Annotated in this window: 14 protein-coding genes and 1 pseudogene; all 15 read left to right on the forward strand. The window is 52.4% G+C overall.

Annotation, left to right across the window (positions count from 1 at the left end; genetic code table 11):
- Positions 1–67 precede the first annotated feature (67 nt).
- Positions 68–2,227 (forward strand): annotated as a pseudogene (gene tssH / locus HMPREF9538_RS02170) (type VI secretion system ATPase TssH); the annotation flags it as partial.
- 1 nt (position 2,228) lies between these two features.
- On the forward strand, positions 2,229–4,571 hold the full coding sequence (locus HMPREF9538_RS02165; protein ID WP_163551634.1) for a type VI secretion system Vgr family protein: 2,343 nt from the start codon (positions 2,229–2,231) through the stop codon (positions 4,569–4,571).
- Positions 4,572–4,585: 14 nt separating this feature from the next.
- Positions 4,586–6,520, forward strand: a complete 1,935-nt coding sequence (locus HMPREF9538_RS02160) for a M23 family metallopeptidase (RefSeq protein ID WP_009486328.1) — start codon at positions 4,586–4,588, stop codon at positions 6,518–6,520.
- Entirely contained in the window at positions 6,517–6,777 is a 261-nt protein-coding gene (locus HMPREF9538_RS33250; RefSeq protein ID WP_004190528.1) for a hypothetical protein, read from the forward strand. The genes HMPREF9538_RS02160 and HMPREF9538_RS33250 overlap by 4 nt, the downstream gene beginning before the upstream one ends.
- The gene (locus HMPREF9538_RS0128525) at positions 6,764–7,531 is read left to right on the forward strand and encodes a hypothetical protein (RefSeq protein WP_015958252.1); all 768 of its coding nucleotides are present in this window, start codon (positions 6,764–6,766) and stop codon (positions 7,529–7,531) included. Before HMPREF9538_RS33250 ends, HMPREF9538_RS0128525 begins: the two co-directional genes overlap by 14 nt.
- Before the next feature lie 179 nt (positions 7,532–7,710).
- Positions 7,711–8,232: a hypothetical protein gene (locus tag HMPREF9538_RS30680; protein WP_004179560.1), complete on the forward strand. Its 522-nt coding sequence runs from the start codon at positions 7,711–7,713 to the stop codon at positions 8,230–8,232.
- Positions 8,233–8,424: 192 nt separating this feature from the next.
- Positions 8,425–9,523, forward strand: a protein-coding gene (locus HMPREF9538_RS28945; protein ID WP_087497829.1) for an IS3 family transposase whose coding sequence is annotated in 2 segments (ribosomal slippage) — positions 8,425–8,678 and positions 8,677–9,523 — 1,101 coding nt in all. Because the reading frame shifts where the segments join, the coding sequence is not laid out codon by codon here.
- Between the two features lie 364 nt (positions 9,524–9,887).
- Positions 9,888–10,229, forward strand: a complete 342-nt coding sequence (locus HMPREF9538_RS31225; protein WP_223364773.1) for a maltose transporter permease — start codon at positions 9,888–9,890, stop codon at positions 10,227–10,229.
- Between the two features lie 741 nt (positions 10,230–10,970).
- The gene (locus HMPREF9538_RS02145; protein WP_020316460.1) at positions 10,971–12,179 is read left to right on the forward strand and encodes a hypothetical protein; all 1,209 of its coding nucleotides are present in this window, start codon (positions 10,971–10,973) and stop codon (positions 12,177–12,179) included.
- Positions 12,176–15,634 (forward strand): ImcF-related family protein, encoded by a 3,459-nt coding sequence (locus tag HMPREF9538_RS02140; RefSeq protein WP_009486335.1) that lies wholly within the window; start codon positions 12,176–12,178, stop codon positions 15,632–15,634. The genes HMPREF9538_RS02145 and HMPREF9538_RS02140 overlap by 4 nt, the downstream gene beginning before the upstream one ends.
- Positions 15,631–17,229, forward strand: coding sequence for a type VI secretion system protein TssA (tssA, locus tag HMPREF9538_RS02135; RefSeq protein WP_009486336.1), 1,599 nt, complete (start codon positions 15,631–15,633; stop codon positions 17,227–17,229). The genes HMPREF9538_RS02140 and tssA overlap by 4 nt, the downstream gene beginning before the upstream one ends.
- 30 nt (positions 17,230–17,259) lie before the next feature.
- Positions 17,260–18,315: a polymorphic toxin type 44 domain-containing protein gene (locus tag HMPREF9538_RS02130; protein ID WP_009486337.1), complete on the forward strand. Its 1,056-nt coding sequence runs from the start codon at positions 17,260–17,262 to the stop codon at positions 18,313–18,315.
- Entirely contained in the window at positions 18,312–18,782 is a 471-nt protein-coding gene (locus tag HMPREF9538_RS02125) for a hypothetical protein (RefSeq protein WP_009486338.1), read from the forward strand. The genes HMPREF9538_RS02130 and HMPREF9538_RS02125 overlap by 4 nt, the downstream gene beginning before the upstream one ends.
- 76 nt (positions 18,783–18,858) lie before the next feature.
- Positions 18,859–20,613, forward strand: coding sequence for a type VI secretion system baseplate subunit TssF (gene tssF / locus HMPREF9538_RS02120; protein WP_009486339.1), 1,755 nt, complete (start codon positions 18,859–18,861; stop codon positions 20,611–20,613).
- The coding region (gene tssG, locus HMPREF9538_RS02115; RefSeq protein ID WP_032457272.1) for a type VI secretion system baseplate subunit TssG at positions 20,577–21,503 on the forward strand (927 nt) is incomplete at its 3' end. The genes tssF and tssG, both read left to right, overlap by 37 nt.

Raw genomic sequence — 21,503 nt, forward strand, 5'->3', positions numbered from 1 at the left:
GCTGAACGTCGAAGGGACTGGCCACGGTGAGGACCCCGGGCGGGGGGGGGGGGGGGGGCGGCGGGGGCAGCCCCATGGCGGGGACGTGGAATTTGTGGGGCGTCCTGCGGGCAGCGAACTGAATGCGGATGGGCTCAACCCGGCGCTGCAGAACGCGCTGGACAAATTCACTCTCGACGTCACCGCCAAAGCCAGAGACGGCCAGATTGACCCGGTGTTCGGACGCGACACGGAAATCCGCCAGATGGTGGATATTCTCTCCCGTCGGCGAAAAAACAACCCAATCCTCGTCGGTGAGCCGGGCGTGGGCAAGACCGCTCTGGTGGAAGGCCTGGCGCTGCGCATTGCCGAAGGCAACGTCCCCGACGCGCTGAAGCCAGTGTCGGTGCGCACCCTTGACCTCGGTCTGCTGCAGGCCGGCGCCGGGGTCAAAGGCGAGTTCGAGCAGCGGCTGAAAAATATCATTGAGGCGGTACAGCAGTCGCCTTCGCCGGTGCTACTGTTTATCGACGAGGCGCACACGATCATCGGCGCGGGTAATCAGGCGGGCGGCGCGGATGCCGCCAACCTGCTGAAGCCGGCGCTGGCCCGGGGCGAACTGCGGACTATCGCCACCACCACCTGGAGTGAATACAAGCAGTACTTCGAGCGCGACGCCGCGCTGGAGCGCCGCTTTCAGATGGTCAAGGTGGATGAGCCGGACGACGACACCGCCTGCCTGATGCTGCGCGGCCTGAAGTCCCGCTATGCCGACCACCACGGCGTGCATATCACGGATGATGCGGTGCGCGCCGCCGTGACGCTGTCACGACGCTATCTCACCGGCCGCCAGCTGCCGGACAAGGCAGTGGATTTACTCGACACCGCTTCCGCCCGCCTGCGTATGAGTTTGGATACCGTGCCTCAGCCGCTGACCCGCATGAAGGCGCAGCTCACCGCGCTGGCAATGGAGAAGCAGGCGCTGCTGGAAGATATTGCGCTGGGCAACAGCGCCCGCGGCGATCGGCTGGCGGCCATTGAGCAGGAGGAGATCCGCCTTATTCTGGCGCTGAATACCCTTGAAACTCAGTATGGTCAGGAGCTGCAGCTGACGGAAGCGCTGCTCGCCTGTCGCCGCGATATCTCCCGCCAGGCGGAAATTAGCGATCTACAAACCGCGCTTATCGCCGTCCAGCAGGGCAATCCGCTGCTCGGGCTGGACGTCGACGTCCGCACCGTGGCGACGGTGATTGCCGACTGGACCGGCGTGCCGCTCTCCTCGCTAATGAAAGATGAGCAGACGGAGCTGCTGAGTCTGGAAGAGAGTCTCGGCAAACGGGTGGTTGGCCAGGAGGCGGCCCTGAGCGCTATTGCCCGGCGCCTGCGCGCCGCGAAAACCGGCCTGACGCCGGAGAACGGTCCGCAGGGGGTGTTCCTGCTGGTCGGGCCGAGCGGCACCGGCAAAACGGAAACGGCGCTCGCCCTGGCCGATGCGCTGTTCGGCGGCGAGAAAGCGCTGATCACCATCAATCTCTCCGAGTACCAGGAGCCGCACACCGTCAGCCAGCTGAAGGGTTCTCCGCCGGGCTACGTCGGCTACGGCCAGGGCGGGATCCTGACCGAGGCGGTGCGCAAACGCCCCTACAGCGTGGTGCTGCTCGATGAGGTGGAAAAGGCCCATCGCGATGTGATGAACCTGTTCTACCAGGTCTTCGACCGGGGGGTAATGCGCGACGGCGAGGGGCGTGAAATCGACTTTCGCAACACCGTGATCCTGATGACCGCCAACCTCGGTAGCGACCTCCTGATGCAGCTGCTGGATGAACAGCCGCAGGCCAGCGAATCAGACCTGCACGAGCTGCTGCGCCCGGTGCTGCGCGGCCACTTCCAGCCGGCGCTGCTGGCCCGCTTCCAGACGGTGATTTACCGTCCGCTGCCGGCGGGAGCGCTGCGCGCCATTGTCGGCATGAAGCTCGGGCAGGTAAGTCAGCGTCTGGCTTGCCATTACGGAATCACCACCACCCTCAGCGAGAGCCTGTTCGACGCGCTAACCGAGGCCTGCCTGCTGCCGGATACCGGCGCCCGCAACGTCGACAGTCTGCTGAATCAGCAGATCCTGCCGGCGCTGAGTCAGCAGCTATTGAGCCATATGGCGGCGGGGCAGAAACCGCGCCAGGTGACGCTGGGGTATCACGAAGAGGAAGGCGTCGTGATGGCGTTTGACGAGGGGGCAATCGCCGATGAGTAGCGTGAAATCGTTGTTGTTCAGCCACAACCACCACCTGCTTTCGGTGAAGGGATGTGAAGCCGGGCTTGATGTGCTGGCCTTCGAGGGCGATGAAGCCCTGAGCCAGCCGTTCCGCTACCGTATTGAATTCACCAGCGCAGACCATGCCATCAGCAAAGAGATGATGCTGATGAAGGCTGCCTCCCTGACGCTGCAGGCGCCGGTGGCTCAGGGCTTCGGCATCAATGTTCAGCAACCCGTGCGGGTTATCCAGGGCGTGGTGACGGGGTTTGAACGGCTCAGTACCTCCAGGGATGAAACGCACTACGCGCTGACGCTTCAGCCGCGCCTGGCGCTGCTTAACCGCTCGCACCAGAACGCCATTTACCAGGACCAGTCCGTTCCGCAGATTGTGGAAAAAATCCTCCGCGAGCGCCACGGCCTGCGCGGTCAGGATTTTCTGTTCTCGCTGACAAAAACGTATCCGCGCCGCGAGCAGGTGATGCAGTACGGCGAGGATGACCTGCGCTTTATCATCCGGCTGCTGGGTGAGGTGGGGATCTGGTTTCGCTTTACCGCCGACACGCGGCTGCACATCGACGTCGCTGAGTTCTGCGACAGTCAGCAGGGCTATGAGAAGGGGCTGACGTTGCCTTCGGTCCCGCCGTCAGGGCAGCAGTCGGCCGGGGTGGACGCGGTGTGGGAGATGGCATGCCGCCACCGCGTCGTGGAGCAGCAGGTCAGTACCCGCGACTACAACTACCGCGAGGCGACGGCGGACATGAACGCGCAGGTGGATGTCACCCGCGGGGAGACCACCACCTTTGGTGAGGCTTACCACTGGGGAGATAACTACCTGACCGCCGGGAATGTCCATGACCGCCATCCGGCGCCGGAGTCCGGGGCGTTTTACGCCCGTCTTCGTCATGAGCGTTATCTGAACGGCCAGACCCGGATGCAGGCCACCACCAGCTGCCCGACGCTCTGCCCGGGACAGGTGCTGAAGGTCACCGGCGGAGAGGAGGTGGCCAGGGAGTTTGCTGAGGGCGTGCTCGTCACGGCGATGCACAGCCACGCCCGGCGCGATGCCGACTTTGCGGTGGAGTTTGCCGGCATACCGGACAGCCCGGACGTCGGCTACCGGCCTGAGCCCGGCGCGCGTCCGATGATGGCCGGGACGCTGCCGGCCCGCGTGACCAGCACCCGGGAAAACGACACCTACGGGCATATCGACAAACACGGACGCTACCGGGTGAATATGCTGTTTGACCGGGCGCGCTGGGAAACCGGGTTCGAGAGCCTGTGGGTCCGCCAGTCGCGGCCGTATGCCGGAGACACCTACGGCCTGCACCTGCCGCTGCTGGCCGGGACGGAGGTGGCGATTGGCTTTGAGGATGGTAACCCTGACCGGCCGTATATCGCGGGCGTGCTGCACGACTCGGCGCACGGCGACCACGTCACCATCCGCAATGACAAACGTAACGTCCTGCGCACCCCGGCCAACAACAAAATCCGCCTCGACGACGAGCGCGGGAAAAAGCATATCAAGCTCTCGACGGAGTACGGCGGCAAGAGCCAGCTGAACCTGGGGCACCTGGTGGACAGTGACAGGCAGCCGCGCGGCGAAGGCTTTGAGCTGAGAACCGACAGCCGGGGCGCTATCCGGGCACAGAAAGGGATATTTATCAGCGCGGACGGACAGGCGCAGGCTCAGGGGCAGGTGCTGGATATGGAGCCGGCGGTCAGCAATCTGGCCGAAGCCCGGGAGCAGATGATGTCCATCTCCGGTGACGCGCAGAAGGCGACCGCGAACCCGGCCGATCTCCAGGCGCAAATTACCCTGCTGGAGCAGCAGCTGACGGACCTCAAAAAATCGGTGCTGCTGGTCAGCGCGCCGGAGGGGATAGCGCTGACCAGCGGGGAGCATCTGCAGGTCTCAGCCGGGCATAACCTGATTGCCACGGCCGGAAAGAATGCGGATGTCAGCGTGGTGAAAAAGCTGTTCATCGGGGTGGGCAGTGCGCTGAGCGTGTTTGTGCGAAAGCTTGGGATCAGGCTGATAGCGAACCAGGGACCGGTACAGATGCAGGCGCAGAATGACCTGATGGCGTTGCTTGCCCGGAAGGAAATCAGCATTGTCAGCACGGAAGACAGTATCGAAATTATTGCGAAAAAACGGGTCACAATAAACGGCGGGGGAAGCTATATCACGCTCAATGCCAGTGGCATTGAATCAGCGACGCAGGGGGAATACCTGACAAAAGCCGGGCACTACGGGCGAAAGGAAAAGGCCAGCAAGCAGGAAGACTTCCCGAACTTGGCGCCTGAAACCACAGAACCTTGCAGTAAGTTCAGATTTTCCTGACAAGGAGTCAGATTATGATTATCAGTCCACCTCTTCTGAAAGTGAAACAAGACGATGAAACTGATGCGGCCTGGATTGAAAGAATCCTGACCGTAGTTGACCGACGCGGATACCCGGTCAACGGTTATGGTTCGTGGCATGGCGGAATACATATACGTCAGACTGACGAAGGAAGGCCTGCTGAGAGCGTGCGGGCGATAGCTGACGGTACCGTCATTTCACTCCGCAAAAGCTCAGACAAGCGCGACCTAGCACCATTCAACATCAACGCCGATAAACCCAATACAAAGGGGAGTAATGATGGTTATGTGCTCATAAAGCATGAAACCGAGATCGGTAGCGGTGATGAAGGAAAAGTGGCTTTCTATTCCTTATACATGCATCTGAAGTCGCTGGCTGAAACTGTTAAAGCCGGTGATAAAGTTTACCGTAAGGATCCTATAGGCCTTCCAGGCATGGTTGATGGAGTGAATGCTTTCCATTTCCAGATTTTCTGCGATGATGACAACATCAGCAAGCTAACGGGCAGGAAAACAGGAGAGCTGGATATTTCGAAGAATGGCCGCACCGATGCGGTTTATGGTGATATTCACTTTTATCTGCCACCGCAGACAAAGTTTTATGACAAGGCTCCAGCAGATAACAGCATTTCTACCACCGGACTTTCTGAACTATATACCAGCAATGTGCCTCTGTATGCCAGCATGACTCTGGCCCAAGGCAAGTGCACGATGGTTACTCGTCAGAAAAATACGCAGACTGACGGAAAATATGATCTGCTGGGTGAACCACTGGTTAATGCAGATGGTGATGACTACGAATACAATCTCTATAAAACCGCGATGCGGAATTATAAGGAGAGCCCAAGTGCCGGGTTTGAATTACTTCGCTTTGGGCGAGTGATCAACACGGACCATGAAACACTGGTACCGGCAGACGCACCATTATGGATGACAGTCAATTACCCGGGTGGTAAAGGGGTGATCAACCTTGCTGATTCCAGTATTAAAAAGTTTAGTGACGCTGATTTCCCTCACTGGACGGGCTGGCAGATGGTAGATGACGATAGTGATAGCAACAGCCAGTGTAATTCAGCTATTATCAAGAAACTTCACGAAGTTGGTGACTTCGATAACCAGTGCGGGAAGCTAATCTGTCATTTCCCATTTGAATGGGAAAAAAGTACGATCGACATCCGTTTTTCGTGGCTGAAAACGGGAAATGAAGAGCATGAACCGATGACGGAAGCCGATTATGCAAAGTTTAAATCCCATGCGGAAGCACTATGCTTTGATTCTGGAGCGTTGAGTTCTGACCGGTTGTGGCATTTTGAGCCAAAATCATTTATTCGACATTTCAGGAAATGTAGTTGGCTCGACTCTGAAGTAATTGAAAAAGTAATGACGGCGAATGCTAGTAAAGAAAATAAAAATGCACTTGAAGGTATTAAAAATATTACATTAGAGTACTATGCGGACATAAATACAATCATGCGAAAGTATAACTTATCTGATGCAAATAGAATTTGTCATTTTTTAGGGCAGGGTGCAGTTGAATCAGGTTATTTATTGTCCATGCAAGAAACTAGCCAGCAACAAATTATTGTTGATGGTGTTCAGCAAGGTGGTGTGATTGTTGAAGCATCAACATTTAATGAAACTACTAAGCTAGGTCATTGGTACGGAGCTCTTAAAGCCGAGAAGGATAACTATTTCTCCGGGAAAAAATACAATTCCCGTGGAGGGTATATCACAGGATCCTATAGCTGGATTAACGGTAACTGTGGAGATGTAGATGCACAAAAATTCAGAGGTAGAGGGTTTAAAATGCTAACTGGACTTAACACATATTCAAGCTACTGGGTATATCGAGGTTGGTTGTCAAAAAATGACTTTGATAAATATTGGTGGGATGACCCGGAGTACAAGAAAAAAATTCAGCCGGTATGAAGAAAAAACCACCAAAAATAGGAAACCCTCAGAAAGTGACAGAAAATGCATATAACTGTATTGATACAGGTGGTTTTTTTATAGTTTGTTTTAAGTCTAAAGTTCTCAAAATTATGGATGAGGACAAAATTGGGAAATCTGATGATGACAGCATTATTTTGAAAGTAACTAAAAATATAAATGGTGCAGATAAAGGAATTGCAGAAAGGAAAATAGCTACTAAAAAAGCAAAAGAGATGATTGATGATGAAGTTTAAAACTAATTCATTTTTGTTTATGATGCTTTGTGCTACTGCTCTTAATTCTTGGGCTGGATATTACAACACAATTGATATCGATGGTGTAAGCATCCATTTAGATAAGGATAAAGCTGGATATGTAAATGTTCACGATGATCAATTAAATACGGATTACTCATGCAAAATAGAAAATTGGAATGATTCATTAATCTCTGGTGCTGGAGGTATTTCTCTAACTAGTGATCATTTAGGCGTGCTTTTAGCATCAGGAAATAAATATCTTGATGTTAAGGAGCTTATAGATTGCAAAGGACAGTCAATTCGAATTCATTCTATTCATTACTTTAATAATTCAATTTCTTCTATTATAGATGTTAATTTTGAAAAAAAATTAGTTCTGGCATTAGTTGTGATTGATGCTCACTTTAGGTCATATCAGGCGATAGTATCTAAGTTTAATGGGAATAAAAACCTTTTGTCAGGCAAAGGTTTTTGGAGTAATTCCTCATCTGAGCCAGATCAGAATAGCTTGTTTTACCCTGGTGGTTCAATATATCTAGGGAAAATATCTGTCAATGGAGAATATATTGCGCCAAACGATTTGGATTGTGCGGTTGATTCATTCCCAGGTGTGTGGGATATAGCAAGAAAAATGAAAATTATATTCCCAAGAGATAAAGATGATGCTGTAATTGACAGTAAATGCCGACAGCTTTTCTCGGGAGAGAAAACACTTGATGAATTGGGGGGGGAGCTTATCAATATGAAATGATGCTTTTTCAAATGGCTATTTACTATCAGCGCAAAAAATTTTCTCGTGAATCATTAGCAATTGATCCCAATCATACTTTCTCATGAGGATAAGCATGGATTATCAACCCTCAGTAAAATCAATAATTTTTTCGGATTTGATAGCAAAACTAAATCTGTGAAAGATGAAGGTGGCGGTCGATGAAAAATTTTATAGCTATAAGTATGTTACTGTTGTTGTCATTGAGAGTGATAGCAGGTGATCCCGGAGGAATATCCTTACTTGTAAAGGCATTGCCTTCTGCAAATGATTATAAATATGTCCTTGATGGCTTTTTTAGAAATTATTACGGTGTGGACAATCCTCACACTCCTTCGTGCGATCAAAATGATTATACCCCTTATATTGATAACGTATATTTGAATACGCTCCCAAAAGGTATTGATGACAATATACTAATAAAATCCATAACAGATTTATCATCCAGAACTCAGATTGCCAAAATATTATCATCTTACTCTGATGATCAAGTTTCTGGTTTCGATGGAGTTCTTTTTTATGCAATGAAAGATAATAAGTTATTTATTTATACGTTCGACTCAAAAGCCCCTGGGCATATCTTTACGAATGAGTTGAATGTTGATGGAATTATTAGCTATAAGCTTTTAGGAAGGTCCATTTGCCAGTCTATAAGATCAAAGATACTCCCTTCCAGTCCTTAATGATATTGAGGTCAGTAGCTTTGTTTAGATACTTTTCATTAATCATATGTATGCTGTGTTTTTCAAGTGCCATTGCTGGGGAAATGTTCTCTGTAAGTATCCCGCTTAACCTTTGATCTCCTCCCTGAAAACAGTGTCAGGCTAAACTGAAGTCTCCGGTCTTTCTTCCATCTCACAGAGAGGCACATCGCCATGAAAAAGACCCGCTATACCGAAGAACAGATAGCATTTGCGCTGAAAGAGGCCGCAACCGGCACTCGGGTGGAGGAAGTCTGCAGAAAGATGGGCATTTCTGAAGCCACATTTTACAACTGGAAGAAAAAGTTTGGCGGCATGGGCGTGACAAAACTGCGCCGCCTGCGCCAGCTTGAGGAAGAGAATCAGCGTCTGAAACGTCTGGTGGCTGATTTAAGTCTGGACAAGGTGATGCTGCAGGAAGTTATCAAAAAAAGTTCTGAGGCCGGCTCAGAAGCGTCAGGCGGTGCATTTTCTGCGGGAGGCTTACCGTATCAGTGTCCGACGGGGATGCGGACTGCTGATGCAGAGCAGAACCGTTTACCACTGGCAGAGCCGGCGGGATGATCGGGCGATAACCCTGCGTATCCGGGAAATAGCGGAAACCCGGATCCGCTACGGTTGCCCGCGTATTCATATTCAGCTGCGGCGGGAAGGCTGGCCTGTTAACCACAAGAAAACACACCGGATTTACTGTCTGGAAGGCCTCAACCTGCGCAAAAAGCGCCCCCGCAGGCATGTCAGTGCAGCACATCGTCAGCAACGTCCGGTCCTGAGCGGAGTCGATCAGTGCTGGAGTATGGATTTCGTGTCGGATAACCTGTTTAACGGACGACGTTTCCGGGCGCTGACTGTAGTGGATAATTTTAGTCGGGAGTGTGTGGCGATCCATGCCGGAAAGTCGCTGAAAGGTGAGGATGTGGTCGGTGTGATGGAAAGGTTGCGGGTGCTGGGCAAGCGCCTGCCGGTACGTATTCAGACAGATAACGGCAGCGAGTTTATCTCGAAAAGTCTGGATAAATGGGCGTATCAGCACGGTGTTACAATGGACTTCTCCCGCCCCGGAAAACCAACGGATAACCCGTTTATTGAATCATTGAACGGCAGTCTGCGGGATGAATGCCTGAACATTCACTGGTTTCTCTCGCTGGAAGATGCGCAGGACAAACTCGACAACTGGCGCAGGGAATATAATCATGAGAGAACGCATTCATCATTAAATGACATGACTCCGGCTGAATTCATCCGAAATCTCCGGAAAGACGAAGATCTCTGATTTAGCACTGCACTGATTTTGGGCCAGGGTCAGGTTCTATGTACCTAATTCATATTATTCTTATGCACAAAAAATAATAAATTCGGGCTCGAGAGAAGCAGCGATTTCTAATATTGCAGAGTTGCGTGAAAGCCTTGGAGCCAATCTACTCTCGAAAGAGGATGGAAGAACAAGGTGATAAAAAAAATTTAATACTGGAGGTGATGTGAAGTATTATTATGTTTTAGCATTGTTACTTGGTTACAGCTCATGTGTACTGGCAGAAGAGTGTATGGATAACTCAAATATAGATTCTCTAAGACAGGTTTTTAAAAAAATAATAAGAAGTTGTTGATTGAAATGTCTTCAAAAGAAATGTGGCGTTATGTTGAAAGTGATTTACTTATCAAAAATAAATACAGTACACATTGTCAATGTATCTGAGGTTTACTATGGCTGGGGAGTGGACAAAAAATCAAAGTATCCTGTTAACACATCGGCAGTTTTCCCAAATGAAAAAGTGTGTGTATGGAATGTATCTTTTGCTCTACCAGAGTCTATTAGAAAAAATGTGATGATGATGGTGCTTATGGGTATTTTATTGAATTTAAGAAAGTTAATGGGAAAACAGTTCTATATAACTTTACCTCTTTGTTTGATTCTCTTCCCGACGGAACTTTGGCTTGCAAAGCTGCCAATAAATTTATGCTGCAAAAATAGCTTGTGAGTATTGATGTAAGCATCTCGCTCTAAATTAAAGGTGTTGTTGATTAATCATTATTCAGCGCTCTTGCTGCTTTTTAGGTTGTGTTGCATATTATTTTGTAGCCAATAAACTCTATTTTTACTAAAAATCCAATCTTTTCTACAAAGCGGGAAGGTAATTCTGGTAAGCATTTACTGGTGATGAAAAAGGAAATCAACCAGAATAATACTGCAGAGTATTTATCTGTAAAACAGGTGACAAAGGGTCAGGATGATTGCATTTCAAATGATTATATTATTGACTGTGAAATGGATATTAATCTGAATGGGGGGGGTAAAAGAATCAGTTGAAATAAACAGTAGCTTTACCAATGACGAAGGCACTGTTTTATTTGCTTATAAATTGGATGTATTGGTGGGATAGACCCAGTTACTGTCAACTATTTCGCGTATAAAATGGATTGAAATATGCCCTACGAGGGGAAGAGAATATCATAGTTGAAAACGGTAGGTGGGGTGGGGAAAACCCTCCGATTCCTGATTGTAATTAAAAAAGACAAGTCTCTGTTAAATTACATGCTGAAAAAAATGGAAGGCCACTTCAACGACAAAAGTAAACTAGCACGTTGATTTCTGTTTTTTACCAAAAAGGATGGTCGTATGTTTAAGTGTGAGTTTGCTAATGAAAGAAATATAATGTGGTGAGTTTTTGTTTCGCCTGCATATCGAGCTAATTTAGCCATCCTGTAATATGAGGAAATTAATGCCATATACACTTAAACATTTGCCAGAACGCTACCCCAGACCTAAGCCTCTGAAATTTTCTCGTTGGCTTGTTGCTCTGGTTGTCATGCTTTCAGTCTGTATTATCATAATGCGTATATTTGGGCATTATGTTGAAAATCTGTACTTCTGGAGATTAGCTTTAGGTTTTCCTGTTGCTTTGTGGAGTGTCTTGCTTTCTTCTCGTCTGCTTGTTTGGTCTTTACAGGATAGCAAAGCAAACGCTTTTGACAAACAGCGAGAACAGTGGATTCTTCGAGAAACCCGTAAGGCACGGCGTGCATTACAAGTGCTGAGTGCAACATTTATTACCGGCCACTCATCAGTTGCTCAGAAAGATACCGCTATTGCTATGCAAAATAACGACAGCATTATTGTTTCACAGGTCGGCCGGGATGGTAATGAAAGCGCCAGAATGAGCCAAATTTCTTCCAGCCCGCAGGATTCTATGGAATTCGTGATAATGAATATTTTTTCGCAGATGATTGCAGACATTCCTTTTACACAAATCCCTGATAAATGCCCACTAGTAGTAGTTTTTGATGTAACAACATCGCTGCCTTTGGAGAACATTCGCCATTACTGGGATGAGGCATGGCAAAAGAACAATATCACTTTTCCTGTTGAACACGTTGAAGGGCGTGGTCTTAGTGTAATTGACCGCTGGTTAAATGAACGTATTAAAGATAAAGCAATGTTATTGATCGTTGGCCTCCAGATTGATCCGGTTGTTACAAACAATACTGCTGAAGCGGCTGTTGCTCTACTTCTTGGCAACCGCCTAACGCAAGTGGCGCTTGACCCCCTCGCATTACTACACCGGCCAGATGCTGCTCCCTCAGGTGAACTTAGCGAAGGGATGAGGATGGCCGCCTGGAACGTCCCGCTAAAAGAAAGTATGGTGAAAAATTTATGGCTCGCTGGAATGACAGGTGAGCAACGTGCAGAAGCGATTGGATGTCAGAATGCACATCCTGCGCAGTGCGTAAAAGATGAGGCTGTCATTTCACTCGATATATCCATGGGGAATGCTGGAGCCGCTGCACCCTGGCTGGCTATTGCTGCCGCCACTGAAATCGCCCGACAAACACAATCCCCGCAGATGATTATCTGCGGGGATACCACTCAGAAAGTGCTATGGAGCACGCTTATTACCCCGATAGCTTCAAGACAGGAGATGGATCTGTGAAGTTACTTTTAGCACCGAAAACTACGGAAGGTCGCTATCTTTCAGTCGTATTCATTCTCTTTTTACTCTTGGCTGCAATGACATTTATCGTCTGGAAACATCCTGACATGGCCGGACTTGAGGGCGATAGTCAGCAGCAGAATTACTGGCTTATTGGTGGGTGCTGCATTACCGGATGTATCTTTATCATGTTAGTTATGCTCCTGTGGACAGCTCGCAGTGCCGGTAAAAAGGAGTTTGAGGCGCTCCTGGATGTCACTCGTGGTGATGACAATAAGAGAAAAGATGAGAGTGAAAACATCTCTGTTTCTCCAGCAGTGGTGATGTGTGCCAGGATTCGTGACCATCTGCGAACCCGAATTGGAATTCACTGGCGGCGCAAAGTCCGCCTGCTTTTAGTCACCGGCGACGAGGCGGCAATCGAACAACTGGTGCCTGGCCTGCGTCAGCAGCACTGGCTTGAAGGCAACCGCACCGTGCTGATTTACGGCGGCAGCCTTGCATCGGAGCCTGACCGAGAAAAATACATCGCGCTGCGCAAGCTGCGCCGCGGTCGTCCTCTGGATGGGATTGTGCGGGTGATGCCGTCGTCTCTCACCCTGACGCCGCAGATAAGCGAGAGCGACCTGCGCGGGCTGGAAAAAATCAGCGAACTGCTGGGCTATGCCGCCCCGGTCTGGTTATGGAAACTGTGCGACAGTGAGTGGCCGCAGGCTGACCGCGCGGTGCAGGCGGTAGGGGTTAGCTTCCCGTTGCGCGCCACTGAGGAAGATGTCGCCCGTCAGCTTGCGCAGATGTTGCCCACGCTACGGGAGCAGGGGATGCACCAGATCGCAGCAGATACCCGCCACGACTTTCTGCTGCGTCTGGGGCAGCAGCTTATCGACGGGGGGATCGCGCAATGGCGCTGGCAGCTGGCGCCGTGGCTGACCGCCTCGCGGCAGCGGCTTGCGCTGCGAGGCCTGATGTTTAGCCTGCCAGAGCCTCGTACCGTAGATCCGTATCAGGAGGCGGATACCTCGCCTGCGGGCCAGCCTCATCTCCTGACGCTGCCCGCCACCTGGCTGGGGATCGTCGATGACTGCCGCCGTTTACGCGGGCATCACGTGGGAATGGCGTGGGAGCGGGGCCTGGCGTGCGGTCTGCTGGCCATCCTCGGCCTGTGGGCGGCGGGACTGCTGCTCTCCTTTGCCCTCAATTACAGTCAGATTGCTTCGGTAGCGGGAAAAGCCCGCGACCTGGTGGCCCACCCCTCCGTTTCTGACTATCAACTGACGGCCCTCCATGCCCTGCGCAATGAGGCCGGCCGTCTCGTGCACGATGGGCAGAAGGGAGCGCCCTGGTATCGGCGCTTTGGTCTGGACCATCATCAGCAACTATTAAACGCCGTCCTGCCCTGGTACGGTGTGGCAAATCATCGCCTGATACGTGACCCGGCCAATGCCGCGTTGCAGCAGGCGCTCAGCGCGCTGGTCAACTCCGCCCCCAATAGCGACCAACGAGCCAGGCTGGCGAAACCGGGCTATGACCAGCTGAAAGCCTGGCTGATGATGGCTCGTCCGGATAAAGCCGATGGCGCATTTTTTGCGCAGACCATGAAAACGGTCCAGCCGACGCGAATGGGGATCTCGACCGGTCTGTGGCAAAGTCTGGCGCCGGATTTGTGGGCCTTTTATCTCTCCCTGCTGCCCGAGCGGCCAGAGTGGAAGATCATCCCGGATGCGCAACGGGTGAGTCAGAGCCGTCAGGTTCTGTTGCAGCAGCTAGGTCGCCGCAATGCCGAAAGCACCTTATATGAGAACATGCTCAAATCCGTGCGTCGTAATTTTGCCGATGTATCGCTGGAAGACATGACCAGTGGCACCGACGCGCGCCGGCTGTTTACCACCAATGAAGTGGTCCCGGGGATGTTTACCCGCCAGGCATGGGAAGGCGGCATTCAGCAGGCCATTGATAAGGCAGCCAGCTCGCGCCGGGAGGAAATCGACTGGGTGCTGAGCGATTCGCGCAAAACGATGTCGACAGACCTGTCGCCGGAGGCGCTGAAAGCGCGTCTGACCCGACGCTACTTCACCGATTTCGCCGGCAGCTGGCTGAATTTTCTCAACAGTCTGCGACTCAACCCAGCGACCACCATTGCCGATGTTACCGACCAGCTCACGCTGATAAGCGATGTCCGCCAGTCGCCGCTGATTGCCCTGATGAATACCCTTGCCTGGCAGGGGCAGGCGGGGCAACAAAGGGAGGGGCTGTCGGACAGCCTTATTAAATCGGCCAAAGATCTGGTGGGTGGGAAAGACAAGCCGGTCATCGACCAGTCGGCAGCCGGCCCGCAGGGGCCTCTGGATGACACGTTCGGCCCACTGCTCCAGCTGATGGGGAAAAACACGGGCAGCAACGTCATGTCGGCCGATAGCACCCTGAGCCTGCAAACCTATCTGACCCGTATCACCCGCGTGCGCCTGCGCCTGCAGCAGGTTGCGAATGCCTCCGATCCGCAGGAGATGATGCAGGTCCTGGCGCAGACCGTCTTCCAGGGAAAAAGCGTCGACCTGACCGACACGCAACAGTACGGTAGCCTGATTTCGGCAAGCCTTGGCGAAGAGTGGAGTGGCTTCGGTAATACTCTGTTTGTGCAGCCGCTGACTCAGGCCTGGGAAACCGTGCTTCTGCCGTCGGCGGCCAGTCTGAATGATAAATGGCGCCGTTCGGTGGTCGCCAACTGGCACACCGCCTTTGACGGACGCTTTCCGTTTGCCGCCAGCAAAAGCGATGCCTCCCTGCCGATGCTGGCTGAGTTTGTGCGCAAAGACAGCGGGCGAATCGAACGTTTTCTCACGACGGAGCTGAACGGTGTCCTGCATAAAGAAGGCAGCCAATGGGTGCCGGATAAGGTCAACAGTCACGGCCTGGTCTTTAATCCGGCCTTTCTGCGCGCGATCAACCAGCTAAGCCAGCTGTCCGACATTCTTTTCACCGACGGCAGCCAGGGGATCAGCTTTGAGTTACAGGCCAGGCCTGCCCCGGAGGTTGTCGAGACACAGCTGACGATAGACGGCCAAAAGCTGCGCTATTTCAATCAGATGGCCGACTGGCAGACTTTCCGCTGGCCGGGGGAGACGTATAAACCCGGCACTCTGCTGACCTGGACCACCGTCAATGCGGGCACGCGCCTGTTCGGTGACTACAGCGGTACCTGGGGTTTTATTCGCTGGCTGGAGCAGGGTAAACGCCATCCGCTGGATCGCAGCCAGTGGATGATGAGCTTCTCCGCTCCGGATGGCCGCACCCTGCAGTGGGTATTGCGCTCCCAGCTTGGGAGTGGCCCGCTGGCGCTTCTGGCGCTGCGCGGATTGACCCTGCCGGATCAGATTTTCACTGTCGATGCGGCTGAGAGCGCACAGGCCCTGACGACGGGGGTAGGGAATAGTGACATGGATGAGATGGAATTATGAGTATTTTACAAAATTTGGTTGCCGCCAGTCAGTTGGATGAAAGCGTACTGCGCCAGCAGGCCCGGTCACGTCAGGCGCAGTGGCAATCCTGGCTTGCGCCAGTCAGTGACGCCCAACCAACCGGGGACGATCCGGGCTATGACGATGATTTTCAGCGTATCCGCGAGGAGGTCAATAAGATCTCCGGTGTCGATACCGTACTGATTTGCCAGTTGGCTGGACAGTTACTGGCAACAACAAAAGATATCCGGATTGTTACCTATTACTGCTGGGCCCGTTTGCACCAGGACGGGGAAGCTGGCTTGGCCGATGGGCTGGAGCTGCTGGCAGGCTTGCTGCAACGATATGGTATGCAGCTTTATCCGCAGCGCGACCGTAGCCGCAAAGCAGCCCTCGAGTGGCTGGCGGGTACTCGTATCTTAGACAGTCTTTCACTTTTTCCAGAAGTTGTGCGGGAGGACGCAAGGCGTACCGTCGGCGCGCTGCTTCTCATTGATGATTGTCTGACGACAGAACCAGAAACATCACGGCCAGATCTGCAAGCACTCTGGGGTGCTCTGGAGTCTCGTTTGATAAAGGGCGGGGGAGTCGATGCGGTGGTGCCGCAGAACGTCGGAAACCGGGGGCTGGCTCAAACCGCTTCACGCATGGCTGAATACGAAGCGCCGGTTCTCAGTAACATCACCTCCGGTCAGGATCTGCTGGCCCAGGCGCGAACCCTGACAGCATATCTACGTGTTCAACCCGATGGCTGGCTTGCCGCACATCGGCTAATGAAAAGCCTTCGTCATGACACCTTGACAATCATCCCTGCGCCTGATGCTGAAGGAAAAACACGTATCGAGCCTCCCAGAGCAGATCAGCGTGCCATGCTCAAGCGGCTGTACCTGCAACAGAGCTGGTCGGAGATACTGGAACAGGCGGACAGTACCTTCTCACGTGGCGCTAACCACCTCTGGCTTGACCTGCAATGGTATATCCATCAGGCGCTGGTGAGGTCGGGTCAGGATGTGCTGGCCGATATTATAATTGCCGATCTGAAAGGATTGCTGCGCCGTCTCACCGGGCTTGAAACATTAGCTTTTAACGACGGCACACCCTTTGCCGATGAGGTCACGCTGAACTGGATAAATCAGAGTGTACTCGACGATATGTCCGTCTGGCAGGATGAGCCAGTATCGGCTGCCAGCGGCGCTGATAACGACATTCTGGCCCTTGAACCTGAAGCGCTCGAGAAGGCTGACACTGACGGTCTCGATGCTGCACTCCACTGGATTCAGACGCGCCCGGGCACTGAATCCACTAAAGAAAAATGGCTGTTGCGCCTGCTGATGGCCCGCGTGGCCGAACAAAAGGGGAAGAATGACCTCGCGCTCTATCTTCTGCGAGAACTCGACGATGCGGCGGGATCAATCACCCTCACGCAGTGGATCCCAGCCCTGTTGTTCGAGATTAAATCGCGACGGCTCAGGCTACTGCGCATGAAAGCCACGCGCAGCGAGAGTGAAAAGTTACGATTGCAACCGGAGATGGATCAATTGCTGGCAGGTCTGATTGCGCTCGATCCAGCCAGTAGCGCGGTGCTTTGCGGCTAACAGAACGGAAACTGACACTAAGGAGAACATATGGCAGCAAAAGGTTTTTATCTGGTACAGGGAGACAGAACGACCTGCGGCGGAAGAATCACTACAGGCGCAGAAGATCACACTCTGTTTGATAAACCTGTTGCCCGGGAGCAGGACAGCGTCACTTGCGGAAAGCACGCAGGGCTATACAAGATTGCCGGTGGCATCGACAACGATACCATTCATGGCCGGCGAATGGCCGGAACCCTCGACAGCTGTAGTACTTGCCCCTGTAAGGCGAAGTTTATTCCATCAATGATGAATGATACTTATGAGAAAGGAGGTGAATGCATAACTACTTTATTTTCACTCGATGGGCTTATGGCATCTTTACAGGAACCCTATAAGAATCTTCATCCAGAAAATAAGACTGAACGACAGTGTACTCACACAGATGGGGCGATTAAAGTTGCAGAATATATACTAAGTGAAATAAAGGCGAATGTCAGAAGCGATACGGCAGAAACAATACGATATTTAATCGACGAAGATTTTATAATAAAAAGACTTACTGAATGGAATAAACTTCCCTTTTATGCAAGGCTGGGGCCGCCCCCTAAAGCAGATTTACTTGCTGCAATGGCTATTTGGTATCAGACCGTGAAAACAGGTTCAATCTGGGATCATAAACCGAAGATCCGCGATTTTTTTTCATCCGTTGCAGTAGCACGACCACTTCCCAGGAAAGGAAAATCATCAAAGTCTTATTATCATAAGTTTAAACAGCATGATTATTTTTATGATGTTTGGTCAAACATACATTATGGTTATGTTGGACGTAGTGTCGGTTTTTCTGAAGCAATTCTCTTGAAAGGGTCCACTTGGGAACAAAACATGACGCCAGGTGCCATGGGGGATGATACCATGGATGACATTACTAGCATGAAAATAGGGTTTAATCTATTTTATGAACATGGGAAATTTGCTGAGACGTTGACGGCAGATAATATTCTTTGCGTTTTAGAAACAACACCTGGCGCGCACCTTCCTCACTCAAGAGAAAATCATTGGTGCTGGAATACAGATAATCCAGAAAAAAGTGACGAATCATTTTGAAAAAAACAAAAACGTTAACGGGTATTGCATTATTTATAGCGGTGTTAGTCCTTGTCGCTCATTTTATTCCGATAAGGCCAGTCGTTGTTATTATAAATAACACTAACGAAACTATATTCGTATATGCAGGTGAGAGTATATATAATGTCGAACCTGAGCCTGACGAAGTCGCGCGTATAGTACGATCAAAGCCTGAAATTATAGCACCTGGAAAAAGAGTTAAGATTAAAGCTTCGTTTACATCTCTGATTAGGAAAGATGCAGCGCTCGACATTGGTTGGAGGGTTGGTGGTCAATACGAATATAACGCTGCAGGTAGCGGTGGTCAAAATTTTATTCTTTCTTCAAAAGAGGGCGTGTGCTACGCATCGATTTATATAAAAGATGATTTTTTTAAGGGCGCGATTAAAAATGGTTCAAGCAATAAATGTTTAAAAAAAATAAGGGCATTTAATTATAAGTATTAATTCAGGTGTTATAAAGGTTATTTTTTTAGTTGCCAGTTTCAAAATCTGATGATTGAAAGGAAATCAATATTAATTTATGGACGATTTAACCTTGCGTTATTACGACGCTGAAATGCGCTACCTGCTGGAAGCGGGTGAAGAGTTTGCCCGCGCTCATCCTGAGCAGGCGGCAATGCTCAATCTCGACAAAGCGGGCGCTCGCGACCCCTTTGTCGAGCGTCTGTTTGAAGGTTTTGCCTTCCTGATGGGCCGCATGCGCGAGAAACTCGATGACGATCTGCCTGAGCTGACCGAAGGCGTGGTCAGTCTGCTGTGGCCACATTATTTACGTACCATTCCCTCGATGTCGGTCGTGGAGTTCACCACCGACTGGCCGGAAATGAAAGAGCCGATGACGATGGCCAAAGGCTTTGAAGTGCTTTCCCGGCCGATCGGTGAAAAGGGCACGCGCTGCCGGTACACCACCACCAAAGCGATCGCTCTGCAGCCGTTATCCCTGGAGCGCGTCCAGCTGGCCACCGATACGGATGGCCGGTCGGTGATCACGCTGCGCTTTACCTGCAGCCAGCTGACGGACTGGCGCCGGGTCGATCTCAGTCATATCCCGCTCTACTGCAACGCCGATGCGCCGCTGGCCTGCGCCATGCACGAGGCCTTTACCCTCAATGTGGCCCGGATGTGGCTGCACATGCCCGATGAGGTGGACAGAAGGCCGCTGGACGGGTATTTCAGCGCGCTGGGATTTGGCGAGGATGACGGCCTCTGGCCTGAAGATGGCCGCAGTTTTCGCGGTTACCAGCTGCTGCTGGAGTATTTTACCTTCCGCGAAAAGTTCATGTTCATCGATCTGCGCGGGCTGGAGACGGTGGCTTTTCCGGCCGGACTGGCGTGGTTTGAAATCGACGTCGTGCTGGCGGAACGCTGGGAACATGACTTCCGCTTCAGCGAAAAGCACCTGCGCCTGCACTGCGTGCCAGTGATCAACCTGTTTCCGCTGGAGTCCGATCCGCTGACCATCAATTCCCTGCAGACCGAATACCCGCTGCGCCCGATGCGCGTGCAGGACGGCCACACCGAAATTTACACCGTCGATTCCGTGATCTCCTCACACCAGCAGGTTTACGCGCCGTTCTCAAGTTTTCGCCACAAAGGCGGCATGATGCGTCATGACGCGGCGGACTATTACTATCATACCCGGGTGCGCCGTGGCCCCTCCGGGCTGTACAACACCTGGCTTATCGTCGGCGGAGAAGCCTTTGATAATCATACCGTACCGGAAGATGAAAGCCTGTCGCTGACCCTCACCGGAACCAACGGCCAGCTGCCGCGTCGCGCGCTGCAGAGCACCGTGCTCGATACGGTGATGAAAACCACTTCCGCCAGTATTGCAGTGCGTAACCTCTGCGCGCCGACGCTGCCGTGCTATCCCCCCGCCCAGGACCGTTTTCACTGGCGGGTGCTGAGCCATCTGGGCAGCAGTTTTCTTTCCCTGATGGATAACGCGGAGGTCCTGCGCGGCACCCTGGCGCTGTATGAATGGACCGACAGCGAGATGAATCGTCGGCGTCTGGAAGCCATCCTCGACGTGAAGCACCGCGCAACAGAGCGCTTTGCACAGGGCCATCTGGTGCGCGGCGTACAGATTGAAGTCACCCTCGACAGTCACGGCTTTGCCGGACGAGGCGATATATGCCTGTTTGGCGAGATGCTTAGCCGCTTCTTCGCGCTCTACACCGACATCTACTTGTTCAACCGCCTGATTATCATTCTGCAACCAACCGGAGAACGACTGGAATGGGAAGAGAAGCACAGCCGCCGCATTCCCGGCTGACCCCGCGGCTGGAGGCCGACCTGCCGCGGATCAATTTTTACCGCTTCTGCCAGCTTCTGGAAAAACGGCGTCCCGGCCAACCGCTGATGGGGGGAACCAGCCATCCGGCTGACGATCCGGTGCGTTTTTACCCGCATCCGGGAATGGGATTTCCCGCCAGCGAACTGAAAGCCGTGGAATACGATGAGGCCGATGACAGCAGGCCGCCGGTCATTCGCACCACCTTTATGGGGTTGTACGGTGTCGATTCGCCGCTCCCGACGGCATATCTCGATGATATCGCCCAGCACAGGGAAGGGCATGAAGCGCTGCAGGGCTTACTGGATATCTTCAGCCACCGGATCATGACGCAGTTTTACCGCATCTGGCGGAAATACTCCTGGCCCGCCACCTTTGAGCCCGGCGGCACCGATCGTCTCTCGCAGTCGCTACTGGGCCTGGCGGGGCTGGGCATCCCCGGCACGACGCAGCATATCGCCTCGCCGGCGTCGCGCTTTCTGGCGCTAACCGGCGTGCTGCGTCAGCCGGGCAAAACCCAGCAGGGGATCCAGGCGCTGGTCACCCTGCTGGCCCCGGAGACCACCGTCAGGGTGAGCCCGTACAGCCTGCGTCCGGTGGCGATCAGCCAGCCGCTGGGGTTTTACGGCGATGACGACTTCTTCCTGGACGGCAATACGCCGCTGGGTGACGAAGCGATGGATGCCAGCAGCCAGCTCCTCGTCGCCCTTACCACCGACAATCCCGCGGAGGCGCAGGGCTGGAAGCCTGACGGCCCGCTGTTTCGGGACTTTCTCATCCTGCTGCGGGTATACCTCGGCTGGCGATTCCGGGCCAACATCACCCTGACCGCGCCGACCCGACTGCTGGCTGTCCCGCCGCTGGGGGACGAG

This window comes from Klebsiella sp. MS 92-3, from assembly GCF_000195655.1.
In the GTDB taxonomy this organism is placed as follows: Bacteria; Pseudomonadota; Gammaproteobacteria; order Enterobacterales; family Enterobacteriaceae; genus Klebsiella; species Klebsiella pneumoniae.

Excerpts from the sequence above, each read along its gene's own strand:
- HMPREF9538_RS0128525 (WP_015958252.1), top strand. The coding sequence starts at position 6,764 with ATGATGAAGTTTAAAACTAATTCATTTTTGTTTATGATGCTTTGTGCT.
- HMPREF9538_RS02160 (WP_009486328.1), top strand. The coding sequence starts at position 4,586 with ATGATTATCAGTCCACCTCTTCTGAAAGTGAAACAAGACGATGAAACT.
- tssA (WP_009486336.1), top strand. The coding sequence starts at position 15,631 with ATGAGTATTTTACAAAATTTGGTTGCCGCCAGTCAGTTGGATGAAAGC.
- tssF (WP_009486339.1), top strand. The coding sequence starts at position 18,859 with ATGGACGATTTAACCTTGCGTTATTACGACGCTGAAATGCGCTACCTG.
- HMPREF9538_RS30680 (WP_004179560.1), top strand. The coding sequence starts at position 7,711 with ATGAAAAATTTTATAGCTATAAGTATGTTACTGTTGTTGTCATTGAGA.
- HMPREF9538_RS33250 (WP_004190528.1), top strand. The coding sequence starts at position 6,517 with ATGAAGAAAAAACCACCAAAAATAGGAAACCCTCAGAAAGTGACAGAA.
- HMPREF9538_RS02145 (WP_020316460.1), top strand. The coding sequence starts at position 10,971 with ATGCCATATACACTTAAACATTTGCCAGAACGCTACCCCAGACCTAAG.
- HMPREF9538_RS02130 (WP_009486337.1), top strand. The coding sequence starts at position 17,260 with ATGGCAGCAAAAGGTTTTTATCTGGTACAGGGAGACAGAACGACCTGC.
- HMPREF9538_RS31225 (WP_223364773.1), top strand. The coding sequence starts at position 9,888 with ATGTTGAAAGTGATTTACTTATCAAAAATAAATACAGTACACATTGTC.